A 13,326-nucleotide genomic window follows, 5' to 3' on the forward strand; every position below is an offset into this window, starting at 1 on the left:
TCAATTAATGGCCGCCTTTGGCCAGGTACGCTTCAATGTCTTTTTGAGTGATTGCCAGTTTTTTGGGGTATTTAGCCACCCAGGCTCTGAATTCATTCTTGATTTTGTCCGACCAGTCGCCGTGGATTTCACCGGACGGGTACTTGCTTTGTTGCAGCAGGAACCGCTCAAACTCGTCGCGCAACGCCGTCATTTCCGAAGCCGACACCAGCCCTTCGACCAGGTGCGCCGGGATGAAAACTACGCCGTATTCGTTCGCAAACACCACATCGCCGGGCAACACCGTTACGTCACCGACGCGAATCGGCGCGTTGATGGACGTGGGCGTCATGTCTTTGATGTACGACGGATCGTGGCCCTTCACCCAGGCGTTGAACCCTTTGGTGTCTTTCAACTCCTGCATGTCGCGGATGGAGCCGTAAAAGATAACGCCCTTGCCGGTTTTGCCGTAAATGGCGTTGCCCAGGCTGGAACCAATCAGCGTGCCGTCCTTGATCTTGCCGTATCCGTCGGCCACGTACACATCGCCTTTGGTCAGGATGTCGATCGGCCAGATGTTAATACCGCCTTTCTGCGAGCGCCCCTCGGCTTTCCCGGTTTTGCGAACCAGGCTATCGAGGTCGGGGCGGGTGGGCATGAACTGCGCCGTTACCACCCGGCCGGTCATGGTTTCACCCGGTTTAAGGATAACCCAGTTTTTCTCGACCTGATTCCGGTAGCCTTTGTTGCCCAGATAGCCCCATACCTGCTCCAAGGTACAATTCTGTAGTCGTTCCAGGACCAGATCCGACACTTTCGGACGCCCATCCGGGAAGCGTTCGCCCTGCCAGTTGGCGGTCAGGGCCTTCACGTACTCCGGAGACGAACCAACTTGTTGGGCCTGCGCCACCAAACTTCCCGAAAGAGCGATGGCCAGCGCTAGTAAAGTTTTCTTAATCATTGCTTTATAAGGGTAAGGATGGCTAATCAGCGAAATTATACTCTTGATGCCGTGTGTAAAAGTAAAAAATTGGGACTTTTTCCCCGTCGGAAATCACTTGCCAGCATCAAAAAGGCAATCCCATGAGTAAAATACTGACTAAAGTCGGATTTAGAAAAAAATAGCGGCCGTCAGACGGGAAGTGAGCTTTTTTAGTATCTTTCCCAATGAATAGAACTATATCAAGACGTAAATTTACTATTCTAACTAAGTATTGATCCGGTGACTTATCCAAGTACCTAAATCCCGTTGAACGCATGAAGAAAGTACAACATCTACTTGAGTGGCTCAAAAAGCATCCCGCCCCGACAGCGGCCTCCCAGCCGTCAATCGAACCCTCTGCCGGTGTTGACCGGCGCAACTTCCTTCGCAATTCGACGCTGGGCGGTTTGTCGCTCGGCCTGATGTTCGACGGCAAACCGGAGCGCGAAATGGAGTTCATTACGCAGAAAGTTAAGAAGGATTCGAAGCCGTCGGAACTGAAAATTACCGATCTCCGGGTAGCGGTTTTGCAGGGCGTACCCTTTTCCAGCCCCATCATTCGGATCGACACGAACCAGGGCCTGGTCGGCTGGGGTGAAGTGCGCGACGGAGCCAGCCCCAATTACGCCCTGATGCTGAAAAGCCGTCTGCTGGGTAAGAACCCGTGTCATGTCGAGAAAATTTTTAAAGAGATTCGCCAGTTTGCCGGTCACAGCCGGGCCGCAGGTGGGGTTTGCGGGGTTGAAATGGCGCTGTGGGATCTGGCCGGTAAAGCCTACAACGTACCGGCATATCAACTGCTGGGCGGCAAATACCGGGATTACATCCGGCTCTACGCCGATACGCCCGAAGGCCGGGATTACGACGAATTTGCCAAGCACATGGTTCGGCGCCGAGATCAGGGGTATACCTTCCTGAAAATGGACTTCGGGATCGGGATGCTGGCCGATACGCCGGGTATGCTGGTGGGCGCTAAAAACTGGAGTGTCAAACAGCAGTGGAACGATGCCAAACCGGGCATGATGGGCAACTACGCCCAGACCAAACACCCGTTTACCCGGATTCAGGTAACGTCCAAAGGGATCGATGCCCTAGCGCAGCACGTGGGGAAGGTCCGGGAGATTGTGGGCTACGACACGCCTTTGTCGGCCGACCACTTCGGCCACTTCGACGTGAATACCGCCATTCAGATCGGGAAGGCGATGGAACCGTTCCGCCTGGCCTGGCTCGAAGACCTTGTGCCCTGGTTCTACACCGATCAATGGAAGCAGATTTCCGACGCCATCGATACGCCGACGCTGACGGGTGAGGATATTTTCGGCAAAAAAGAATTTATCAAGCTCATTGACGCCAAAGCAATCGACATGATTCACCCGGATCTGGCTTCGTCGGGCGGGCTGCTGGAAACGAAGAAAATCGGGGACTACGCCGAGGAAGCCGGTATTCCGATGGCGATGCACTTTGCGGGCTCACCAATCTGCATGATGGCCAACATTCACTGCGCGGCCGCTACCGAAAACTTCGTTGCCCTCGAACACCACGGGGTTGATGTAGATGGTTGGGAAGACATTGTAACCGGAATCAAACCAATCGTGGAAAAAGGCTTCGTGAAAGTTCCCGACAGACCGGGTCTGGGCGTCGAACTCAACGAAGAAGTGGCGAAGAAATTCCTGAAGAAAGGAGCTACCTGGTTTGCTCCGACCGAAATCTGGAACACCCGCGACTCCGCTGACCGCGAATGGAGCTAAAAGGAGTTAAAAATTAAGCGTTAAGAGTGATGAGTTAAAGTGCGCCAGCCAACTCATCACTCTTAACGCTTAATTCTTCAGCAGGATTTGCAGCCGGTCGGCTTTGGCTATTTTCCGGCGGAAATCCACGTATTCCGTGTAGAGTTCCGGCGCATACCTTCCTGCTTCCATCACCAGTCGGCGACTGTACTTCACGGTATTTCCCTCCACCTTTGCCGATGCCTGATAGGTTCCGAAACGCGATTTGAGCTGTACCGGCTCAAAAAGGTATTCAACCGCCATCCCGGTCGGCAACTGATACGTAATCGTATCGGTGTCCAGATAACTGGTTGCCAGTTGAAATTCCGCCGTACGATGATCGGTCTGAACGGGCAGCGATTGACTCGATGTGAGCTGGCTGGGAACCAGAAACAGGCGATTGCCGCTGCGGGAGGCACAGGTTGGCACCTGCATGATCAGGCGTTCGACAATCGCTGGTAACGTATTTTTCTGCTCCTGAAAAGAAAACGATGAAATCGTAAAATTAGGCATGGTGAATTGCCGGTAAAGCCACTGCCGCTGATCGTCCGAACTCGCAGTACGCATCACCGACTCCACCCCTTCTGTCTGAATACCGGTATACAGGGTACTGACATCGAACGTTGCGCTTCCGGATGCCTCAAGCCGGGCCACCGCCGAACGGTTTTGCCGGTTATCGACCGGGCGGTAAACCGGCGTTCGTACCAGCTTCCCGCCTTCGGGCATCAGCAACAGAGCGTGTCGGTTGTCTGTAAAACTGCCCAGATAACCAGCCGGTGCGTGCTGATCGGTACATTCCAGCCAAACGGTATCCTTCGCCAGCGGAACGCACAAAATCATGTGATTGAAGCGCAGAGCCGGAAAATCAGGTTCCACATCCACTTTATGCCGACCTGCCGAAACCAGCGCCCAATACGACGGAATTCCGACGGCTTTCAGCAGGGCGTACGTGTAATTGGAAAGCGCCTTACAGTCGCCGTAGCCTTTCTCGGCCACCACAGAAGCCGGAAACGTTTGCCAGCCGCCAATGCCCAGCTGAATACTGACGTAGCGCGTATGCTGCTGTACAAATCCGTAAATTTTCTGAATTTTCTTGACGGCATCGGTTTCGCCGGCCACCAGTTCCAGCGCCTGACGCCGGAGCGACTCCGGGAGCTGATCGCGTCCCTCATTGAGTTGGTAGACAAACCGGCCCAACTCCTGCCAGGTTTGCATCCGTCCTTTGCGGGCTTCCAGTTCAAACTCATCGGGAGCCGTCAATACCCCCGGCCCCAGGTTCGTGTAATACGGAGCCTGCGATTCCTGTTCGTGTATTTTTTGCTGTTTGAGCTGCCAGGTGTACACGCGCCCGGCCGGACTGGTTGCCATTTCGGGTGCTGCCAGTTGGTTCAGGATTTTATACCGTAACGTTTGCCCGGCTGGCACCACTACCTGAAACTGAGCCAGCTCCAGCGCCAGTTTATCATCGCTCTGCGGAAACCAGGCCGGATACGACATGGTGTTACGCGTGGTGATCTCGTAGCGAAATTCAACGGTAAACGGGTAATCGGCGTACGAAAACGCTGCTGATTTTGCCCGATTGTCTTCAAACAATGAAAAATCACTGATCGAACTCAGGTCTTTGATATCACTGCGTTTCAACCGACGAAGCACCTTCCCCTCCGCGTTGTATAAAGTTCCTTCAATGCTACTTACCTTCGAAAGCTTATCGTAGGGAATCTCCAGATTGGCGTAAGACTGCCCTTCTTCCTTCAGAATCGTAACGGCATAATGCACGGTTTCGACCGCTTCGGCCTGCGTCCGGACCTGAAACGTCTGCTCATGGACCCGCATCACCGCGGCCGCTCCTGCCGACAGATTAGCGGGAATGGCCGCAACGGAGAACGGTTCTCCCGCCCAGGCGGTCAGACTCAGCAGCCAGCCGCCGACCAACCCGTACCAACGCTTATTCATTTGATTTTTTCAGGACAACCTGTTCGTTATGTTTGGCAGTAACCTGGTTATAAAATTCCCGCAGTGAACCGTATTCGTCAGGCTCAAAAACCGCCTTGTTGAAGGTTAGTCGGCTAACTACCTGTAAGCTGTTCCCGTTCATCTGCGTCATAAACGTAAATCGCCCCGCATTCCCCGGTAACGTCAAGGCCACATTTTTAGGCACTTCTTCGACTGTGTACCCTTCCGGCAGGGTATAGCTGGCTACATATGACTTTTCAATCGGCACGCCCATATCGACCGGAAACCGCCGTTCGAGGCTCTTAAACGGATTGTTCATTAAGTCAGAAATGGGAAGTGGCCGCAAAAACATACGGTTTTCAATCCGGCTTATGGCTTCCGCTACCGTGACACTTCCTTTAATGGTAAGCGGCAGATCGCTAGAATCGGCATTCTGAACTTCCAGCTTGCTCCATTGCCAGTCGGGGTTTCGGCTTTTAACCGCCTGCCGGAACTTTTCCAGACTTACATCCCGCAAGTGCTGCCGGCTGTCGGTGGCTGCGTATCCAGAATGGGTGATGCTGATGGTACCGTCCAACTGCGCATCCTTGTTCACCGTCAACTGAAACTGCCCGGCCTCGCGCCGTTTTTCGGTTGGGGTCAGCGGAACCCAGCGGGGGCGCCGGTTGTGCACAAGACGTCCTTCGCCATTCAGGCAACGCACGGGCAGTACCCCGACCTTGAGACCCGGTTCACAAACATCCAGCAGCAAATCCTTACCCCGCCAGGGAACGGCCGCAATCACGTAGTCAAACCGGGTCATCAGCGGGTACTCTTTGCTGAGCAAACCGTTCTGTTTCGTACTCAGGATGACGGGGTACGCTTCCAGCCCCATTTCCCGCAGCAGACCCACCAGCATGAGGTTCAAATCCGCCACGTTGCCGGTCTTGGCTTCGAAGGCGTTTTTCAGGCTGTTCTTGGTAAAAATACCGCGATGCCGGTTCCAGGTCATGGCCTGACGAATAAATTTATACGCTGCTGTCACCCGCTGCAAGGTGTCGGTGGATTGCTTTTGCAGCGAAGTAGCCACATCCTTCAAAAATCCCGTCCGGTTGATGGCCAGCCCGAACTGGCTGTCAGCCAACAAATATTTATCGAGATCTTCCCACTTCTTGGCGAAATTCTGTGGTCCCACCTGATGCGGCAACGACGTGCGAATCAGTTCAAACCAGACCTTAGCGCGGTAATTATCGGGCGTGGCCATAAAATCTTCTTCACGCAGGGCGCTCAGGTTTTTCATCGCCCACCGGTAATGAATATCACTACCCAGCCGCTGGCTTTCATCGGTGGCCAACGCTTCAAATCCCTGAAAAAGAATTCGGTATTCAAAGCCCGGTATCAACGTTAAGTCATACTGACTCCAGCGAACGGGTATATCCTTCTGGAAATCCCACTCGCGCAGCTCAAACACAAAATCGGACGTAAGCGTGTATTTAAATTCGATGATGGAGCCTTCGCGGACGTTCGGCAGGGTAAACCGCTTGACATACGCATTTTCCGTCCGACGCTCCTCGAAAATGGCATCTTTGGTGAGCCGATTGGTGGTAAATGATCCATCCGGTAATGGATTGTAGGTTACGCCTTCAATGTCGGACACCTCTTCCCGTAAATCCACACGGATATTGTGGAACGGAACTGTTATGGTAGCGCGATCAAACGCGCTTTTTTTAAGTATTTTAATTCGGACATGGCGCTCGTAATAGACGTAATAACCCCGAGTATCATTTTGAGTAATTGAAGATTTCCCAACATCTGATAAAACAACAGCCTCCGCCGAAGAATCGGCAGGATAAACTTTCATTTTAAGATCTTCCGGATTAATCTGGCCAAACTTATCAGTCTGACAAACGGCATAAAAGGAGATAAAAGAGAAGGCAAAAGCCAATCCGCGCCTAATAAAGCGGAAAAAGATCATACAAGTACGGTATATCTACTTAATTTTTCCGCAAACTACAAATTAACTTATTAGCAAGCAATCACTTTTTGCCAGCAAACTGTTTTTCCCCTGCTTCAACGCTTACCGTCAACTGATTTTCTTTCGGCGGAATCGGGCAGGCATATCCGTCGCTGTAGGCGCAGTAAGGGTTATAGGCTTTATTGAAATCGAGTAGTAGCTTTCCGTCTTTTATATTACCCACGCGCAGGTCCATATAACGCCCTCCGCCATACGTCGATTTGCCGTTGGTGGCGTCTTTAAAGGGCAGAAATAAATAGTCGCGGTATTGGGGCAGCTGAGCCAGTTGCAGGCTGCGATAAAGAGTAAGTTCGTACGGATTTCCTTTCAAACGGAACAAGAGTATGGCATACTTAACATATGTTTTTTTCTTACCGTCGTAAGTGGGTAATTCGAAAGGCTCGGCCTGGGGAGTGCGCTGCACGGTGGCTTCTACCTGGTAGGTTGAATCAGGTTCAAAAAAACGCAGATAAGGTAGATCGTCTTTTTTTAATGGACTCTTCGGAGATTTGAGAAAACCCGCTTTATATTCCTCGCGGTGGGCAGCAATTTTGTTAGAATACGGTATTTGAGAAAAGCCGGAATGACTCACCAATAAGGCAAGCAGCATTCCGGCAATTCGGTGCTTATTCTTCCGATTCATCTGATGCACCAGTCCGTGGCGTTTGCTGATCGGATACCAGTTCAAATCCGGAAATATCGTCGCCAAAATCATACGGTCTGATCGTAAACGTATACTCGTGATCCTGGAAATTAAGACCTATTTTTTGCAGAACTCCTTTCAACGGAATAGAATATCCGCGACCCGTTTTTGATAATTCAAAGGCTTCAGAATCACCTTGTTGGGTTGGCATTAGATACAGCGCTTTCACGCCTTTCCGACGATTAACCGTCCCGATTTTGTAATACGGTTTCGTTGGATCAATGTTGAGCCCTTCCATTAGTTTTTGCGGAAAAGCCAACCGTCCAGTTTTAGTTACAGAAGTCGAGAAGGTGGTCTCTTTCGGAGTTACTTTGGGTGCTTCATCCGCGTTATCTTCTGGAGAAAAAAAGCGGATTTTGTCTGGTTTAACTTTCATTGGGTGTGTCAAAAAAACGTTTATGTGCAAAACTATTAATTCTAAAGTAAATTATTTATTTCTAATACTTTTTTAATCAATAAGGTACTAGGTTCAGGTGCTACTTCTTATTTAAAATTACTTCCGCTTAGCTACCATTCCTCAAGAACTGTAAACTAAAAGAATTATATCTTACTTTCCAAAACTCCTATAAAGTCTTAAAATCTCCACAAAAATCGATCGACAGCAATTTTACTTACCAAGTTCCATTTATTATAGAAACGACACTTTGGATTTATTATTTTTAACAATAAATTTTTAAGGCTTGTGCACATTCGTTGTTGTCGGAGCAAATTTCAAGCTAGTTACTTCATGACTACTCCGATTCGTTTAAGATGATGCTTTAGAAACGTACATTATAAATGCTAACAAATAGCGTTCCAAAATATCGCCCCTTTCCGGGTCATGACCAGGCTAGCAGAGGTATATCTTTTCGTCATTTCTGACCAGTGCTACAAAACTTTCAGATAAGTAGTTGGTTCTATTAGAACGTTGTCGATGAAAACGTGCATTACTATCTTTAACAAAACTCAACGATCATGAAAAAGCTAAGTTTAATTCTGTTCTTGTTGGTGAGCGTATGGACCTTACAATCCTGTAACAGCAGTGAAAAAAAAGACAGTGCCGAGCAGGCTGAAGAAGTCAACGAAGCGAAAGATATGCCCGAAGATGATTCCGAATTCGCGATAAAAGCCGCCAGCGGTGGTCTTATGGAAGTAGAGTTGGGCAAACTGGCCGAGCAAAAAGCTCAAAGCCAACAAGTAAAAGATTTTGGTGCGATGATGGCTACTGATCATTCAAAAGCCAATGAAGAATTGAAAACGCTGGCAGCTTCCAAAAATATTTCTATACCTGCAACGCTTAGTGAGGATCATCAAAAACACGTCGATGAATTAACCAAATTATCCGGAGCGGAGTTTGACAAGGAATATGTCAAACTGATGGTCGATGACCATAAAGAAGACATTGATCTGTTTAAAGAAGCTTCTTTCAATGCAAAAGACCCCGATATAAAAGCCTTTGCCGGAAAGACTTTGCCGACTCTGCAAAAACATTACGACGCCGTCAAAGCAATTCAGGATGGCATCCAATAACCTTTTGATCTTCTGCTTATTAACGGAGCGTAGCATTTTGCTACGCTCTTTTTGCGTCTATCCATTCCGTTAACTATATACGATTATCAATAAGATGTGTAAAATTTAATTGTAACATATTAGCGACTGTTCAGTAAAGGCTATTCTTTAGCCTTTACTGAATTTAAATAGTCTAACATTCAAGAACTGTAGCCGGGAACTGATAAAGGATGAAAAGATTATAGTTTACCTATCCTGTAATTACCAAGCTTTCTAAAGGTCTATAATGATACACCTGAGTATATATGGTAATAAAAGTTGCTTCTTTATACTAGCCATCCTAGAAAGCTGAAAGTGGTATGTGCTTCATGATTTATAAGTAAAATTCTGGCAGACAAAAACTTTTATTTATTGAAACAAGCATATCAGTAAATACTTAACCATTCGCATTTATTTAACAACTAATAATAAGAACGGTTAATTTTCTTTTGAACCAATGAGCGCCGGGTGTAACTTATCAGTTTCTTCATAAACCTCTAATTTCCAAGAATATATTTCCTACTTTTATAATAGCATAAGCTTTTGGCAGAACCTTAAGGCATTCCTGTCTATATACGCTCGCAGGATATAGTTAGTGATTAGTAGAATATAAATACGTTTTACGGTTTAACTATTGCCATCTTTCGGCGTTGATTATAAAAACAAGTCCCTGATAGAAATCCTTGACTTTTCCATTCTTTCTTTAAACATTTGCAACTGTTCCGCGGGAGTAGCTCAGTTGGTAGAGCGGCAGCTTCCCAAGCTGCAGGTCGCGAGTTCGAGACTCGTCTCCCGCTCTTGTTATTCATCGCCTTCCTTAAATCACTTAGTTCATTAGCTGAGTAGTCTTTCAATAATTAGCCATTTATTGGTTCGTGCTACTATTTGCCTTAAGGAGGCCCCTTACTGCTACGGACAGCCGCCAGTTCGCTCGTGTATAGAGCTTATGTTGCCCTGACGATCAACCGGTTAATCAAAAATGGCCGTAAATGATTTTTAGTACGTCTATCTTTAGCCACCAGAACGCTTATTCAAAATTCTTATGGCTTTCATCTTATTCCGCTAAGTTTTCCATGCCGGCCCCTTTCTCCATAAAGACGACTCTTCTTTTGCCGCTCCTACTTATCACTCCCCTGCTCCATGCGCAAAGCAGGCAAGATTCGACGGCTGTACAAGCGATCATTCAGGATCAGGTAACGGCCTGGAACCAGGGCGACGCGGTGGCGTATTCAAAACAGTTCGCCCGAGAAGGTACTTTCACCAACATTATGGGGCTGTCTTATACAGGTCACAAAGCTTTTCTGGAACGACACGATCAGATTTTCAAAGGCGTTTTCAGGAATACCGTATTACAGCAGAAAATCATTTCTTTACGGTTTATCCGTCCGGATGTGGCGACGGTCGAAACCCTAACCCGGGTCTCCGGTCTTTCGGCAGCTCCCCCGCCCGGAATTTATTTAGACAATAAAGGACGTTTTCACACGCGGCTGTTGCAGATAATGACTAAATCGGCTACGGGCTGGGAGGTTGTTACCTACCACAACGTCGATCTGAAGTCCGGCGTACCGGTACCCGAAATTGACTGACCGGAACAAGTTCCGCCCTATACACGCAAGTAGTAGCTGCAAACAGCTTCTTGCTGGCAAACAAAATTATTTGACGGGTTTATCCGGGCGCCAGAAAGGTTCGGCTGATGGAATAAACTCAATGGGCACCTCTTGGATGAACTCCTTCAACCACTCAGCGCAGTATTTCATACCGGCCTGCTCAGACACCAAGTGGCCCAATATGATCAACGCCTTTTTTTGACCCGATGCAATGGCGTCCTGAACATACTCGACCAGCTCCCACTCGTGCGTTTCTCCAACAACCAGCACATCGGCCTGCGCCAGGTACGGAATGCCCGGCATTAAACTCACATTACCCCAACTCGCCATCACGCGTTTGACCCGTAAGGTAGGATCACCAACCACCCGCATGGTCCGGATTTTCAGCTTCGACTCAATTGACTGAGCAAAACGAGCCAGTGATGTTTCGTCAAAGGTAAACAGTTTGGGCTGCTGCGGGTCGGCACTTTTCTCCCAGCCCAGCTCCCGGATCATCCCCGTGGCAATCCCGTCGGGGCGACGTCCGTGCCAATGATCGTGAAAATGGAAGATGGCCAGGCCGTGTTTCCGGATAAAATCACGCTTATGCTGGTAAAGCGCATCCTGTTCAATGGGTTCAATCCGGTCCTGGTGGGAGAAATAAGTCGGCTCGTGCGTGATCACCAGGTTCATCCCTTTGGCCGCAGCCCGTTGCAGCACCTCCAGGGTCGCCATCATGGTTGTGGCAATTCCTTTTACGGTTTGCTCCCGGGTACCCATGATCAAATTATCGACCGTCTGCTCGCGCCAGGAAATACCAACATTGGTTTTTATACGATCGATCACCTGACCAACGGTCAACGGTTCGGCATACGGGGTTCGGATGATCTGAGCAGCAGTGAGGCCCAGGGAGGCCAGCAAGAAGCTGCGTCGTGATGCCTTGAAAGTAGTCGTCATGCCTGAAAATGTGGTTATCGGTTAGGAGCGAGAAGCCGTAAGCCAGTCAGCTCAAATCAGCACAATATAAAGGCAGGAAAGAATTTACGCGAAGCGTTAAGATCACTTTATCACTTCAGAGCAGGTGGTACCTTGCCTTTAAACCTTACGCTGGCAGCTTGGCTACCTCCTGATCCACTGCTGAGCCTGCTCTTTTTCGGCAAACGAAAAGGTCTTTACTTCGAGATTAGGCGAAAATCCGGCAACCTTTGCGGCTAAATTCAGCCACGTTTTGTCGCTGACGATGGCAGCTTTTTCAAAATCGCCCAGGTGTTTCAGGTCAAACTTCAGGTCCTGCACAAGGGCGTTTCAGGTAATGCCCGAGACCTGCTCATACTCTACGTAGACGCGTAACTTTCCCTCCTGCTGAATTTTATTTTCCAGCAACGTCGCCCAAGGCTGAATGTCGGCGGCAGTAATCGGGCCGTTCACTCGAAAACCAACAATGCGGGGAACTCCAAAATCGATGGAAGCGATCATAACGAATTTTTATTTTTCGGATGAAACCGCGGACACGGGGGAATGTTTCAGGCAATTAGCCAGACCGGTTTTCACGCTCGATTTCCGGCCTTCCATCTACCTGAACCGACCATCCATCAGACCAGACTTGCATCCTGCCAATTTGTCCTGTTCCTTGCAGATTCCAATGCTAAAAAAGACTAGGAGTGATTTTTGCTATGTTCTTAAAACATTGGCATTGAATTTTTTATTATCCGTTAAAGAGTTTTCTGCGCCATCTAAAATGCTGATTCCATGAAACATCGCTACTTATACTGCATCCGTATGTATTGAAGCCGTGAAAAAAGTGGATGCTATTTCATTTACATTTGTAATTTTATGACGACGATGCCCGAAATTATGTCAGATACGCAACTCCAAGGGTATACAGACGAACAGAAGTACCAGGTGTTCAACAAAGAGTTCATGCCCCACATTGACTCGATGTACAACTTTGCCTTCCGCCTGACGATGGACGAAGATGATGCAAACGATCTGGTGCAGGATACCTATTTGAAAGCTTTTCGATTCATCTCCTCGTTCGAACAGGGAACTAACGCAAAGGCGTGGTTGTTCCGCATTCTGAAGAACAGCTTCATCAACGATTACCGCAAGAAAAGTAAGGAGCCGGCAAAAGTTGATTATCAGGATGTAGAAACAACCTACAACTCTGATGAAGCGGCCGAAACCGAGCACACGACAGACCTACGGTTTGAAACGGTGCAGGATATGATCGGCGATGAGGTGGCTTCCGCCCTGAACTCGCTGCCGGTCGATTTCCGAACTGTAATTATTCTTTGTGACATCGAAGGATTTACGTACGAGGAAATGGCTAAAATTCTGGATATTCCCATCGGAACGGTCCGCTCTCGGCTGCACCGCGCCCGGAATCTTCTGAAAGATAAGCTGAAAGAATACGCGGCTTCGATGGGATACAATAAAAATGATGAATAACTGAAACTTTTTAGAGCAGGTAATTGGTTATTAAGGCAAGTCATATAAATTATAACAATTTCTGGAATAAATTAAATTTTTCCAATGTCAGGCACATTGCATTCATCGACTACGGTTGGTATGGAGGGTAGGCAGACGACTGCCTCCATGAAAGAATCCTGCGAACATCAGGCTGAATGCCTGAAACGAATTCAGGCTATTCTGGACGGGGGAGCCACCGATGAAGAAAAAGAGTACTTTAAGGATCATATCGAAATTTGCAAACCCTGCATCGATATGTATCACCTCGAAAAATGCATCAAGGAAGCTTTGCAGGGTAAAGTAGAGAAGAAATGCTGCCCCGAGAAGATTGCAGCAGCTATTCGGGCAGAGATAACTAAATAAGCGGC

13 protein-coding genes and 1 tRNA gene are annotated in these 13,326 nt (G+C 48.4%); 6 read left to right on the forward strand and 8 right to left on the reverse strand.

The features are described from left to right. Window positions 1-4 precede the first annotated feature (4 nt). Window positions 5-940 (reverse strand): RraA family protein, encoded by a 936-nt coding sequence (locus tag OQ371_RS06185; RefSeq protein WP_265992913.1) that lies wholly within the window; start codon window positions 938-940, stop codon window positions 5-7. 296 nt (window positions 941-1,236) lie between these two features. Here OQ371_RS06185 and OQ371_RS06190 point away from each other — a divergent pair, with 296 nt between their 5' ends. Further along, window positions 1,237-2,709 (forward strand): mandelate racemase/muconate lactonizing enzyme family protein, encoded by a 1,473-nt coding sequence (locus tag OQ371_RS06190; RefSeq protein ID WP_265992914.1) that lies wholly within the window; start codon window positions 1,237-1,239, stop codon window positions 2,707-2,709. 69 nt (window positions 2,710-2,778) lie between these two features. Here the strand turns inward: OQ371_RS06190 and OQ371_RS06195 are convergent, their stop codons facing one another. The 4 genes from OQ371_RS06195 to OQ371_RS06210 all read right to left on the reverse strand — a co-directional run bounded on the left by OQ371_RS06195 (window position 2,779) and on the right by OQ371_RS06210 (window position 7,752). After that, a complete protein-coding gene (locus OQ371_RS06195; RefSeq protein ID WP_265992915.1) occupies window positions 2,779-4,680 on the reverse strand; it encodes a DUF3857 domain-containing transglutaminase family protein in 1,902 nt (633 codons plus the stop codon). Beyond that, a complete protein-coding gene (locus tag OQ371_RS06200) occupies window positions 4,673-6,634 on the reverse strand; it encodes a DUF3858 domain-containing protein (protein ID WP_310586617.1) in 1,962 nt (653 codons plus the stop codon). The genes OQ371_RS06195 and OQ371_RS06200 overlap by 8 nt, the downstream gene beginning before the upstream one ends. Window positions 6,635-6,695: 61 nt before the next feature. Next, window positions 6,696-7,388 carry a DUF1684 domain-containing protein gene (locus tag OQ371_RS06205; RefSeq protein WP_265992917.1) on the reverse strand — a complete coding sequence of 231 codons (693 nt, stop codon included), beginning with the start codon at window positions 7,386-7,388 and terminating at the stop codon, window positions 6,696-6,698. Further along, window positions 7,300-7,752 (reverse strand): hypothetical protein, encoded by a 453-nt coding sequence (locus tag OQ371_RS06210; RefSeq protein WP_265992918.1) that lies wholly within the window; start codon window positions 7,750-7,752, stop codon window positions 7,300-7,302. Before OQ371_RS06210 ends, OQ371_RS06205 begins: the two co-directional genes overlap by 89 nt. Before the next feature lie 578 nt (window positions 7,753-8,330). Here OQ371_RS06210 and OQ371_RS06215 point away from each other — a divergent pair. The 3 genes from OQ371_RS06215 to OQ371_RS06225 all read left to right on the forward strand — a co-directional run bounded on the left by OQ371_RS06215 (window position 8,331) and on the right by OQ371_RS06225 (window position 10,489). Next, entirely contained in the window at window positions 8,331-8,885 is a 555-nt protein-coding gene (locus OQ371_RS06215; RefSeq protein WP_265992919.1) for a DUF4142 domain-containing protein, read from the forward strand. Between the two features lie 742 nt (window positions 8,886-9,627). Then, window positions 9,628-9,700 (forward strand) — tRNA-Gly (locus OQ371_RS06220). 312 nt (window positions 9,701-10,012) lie between these two features. Further along, on the forward strand, window positions 10,013-10,489 hold the full coding sequence (locus tag OQ371_RS06225; protein WP_265992920.1) for an SgcJ/EcaC family oxidoreductase: 477 nt from the start codon (window positions 10,013-10,015) through the stop codon (window positions 10,487-10,489). A 66-nt stretch (window positions 10,490-10,555) separates the two neighbouring features. Here the strand turns inward: OQ371_RS06225 and OQ371_RS06230 are convergent, their stop codons facing one another. From OQ371_RS06230 to OQ371_RS06240, 3 genes are all read right to left on the reverse strand, one after another. Then, complete coding sequence (locus OQ371_RS06230; protein ID WP_265992921.1) at window positions 10,556-11,446, reverse strand: Nif3-like dinuclear metal center hexameric protein; 891 nt, start codon at window positions 11,444-11,446, stop codon at window positions 10,556-10,558. Between the two features lie 162 nt (window positions 11,447-11,608). Continuing rightward, entirely contained in the window at window positions 11,609-11,785 is a 177-nt protein-coding gene (locus tag OQ371_RS06235) for a SpoIIAA family protein (protein WP_265992922.1), read from the reverse strand. A 9-nt stretch (window positions 11,786-11,794) separates the two neighbouring features. Then, the gene (locus tag OQ371_RS06240; RefSeq protein ID WP_265992923.1) at window positions 11,795-11,965 is read right to left on the reverse strand and encodes a hypothetical protein; all 171 of its coding nucleotides are present in this window, start codon (window positions 11,963-11,965) and stop codon (window positions 11,795-11,797) included. Between the two features lie 357 nt (window positions 11,966-12,322). Here OQ371_RS06240 and OQ371_RS06245 point away from each other — a divergent pair, with 357 nt between their 5' ends. Further along, entirely contained in the window at window positions 12,323-12,937 is a 615-nt protein-coding gene (locus OQ371_RS06245) for a sigma-70 family RNA polymerase sigma factor (protein ID WP_038120200.1), read from the forward strand. A 147-nt stretch (window positions 12,938-13,084) separates the two neighbouring features. After that, a complete protein-coding gene (locus tag OQ371_RS06250) occupies window positions 13,085-13,321 on the forward strand; it encodes a zf-HC2 domain-containing protein (protein WP_265992924.1) in 237 nt (78 codons plus the stop codon). The last annotated feature ends 5 nt before the right edge of the window (window positions 13,322-13,326 follow it).

Source organism: Larkinella insperata, assembly GCF_026248825.1.
Taxonomy (GTDB): Bacteria; Bacteroidota; Bacteroidia; order Cytophagales; family Spirosomataceae; genus Larkinella; species Larkinella insperata.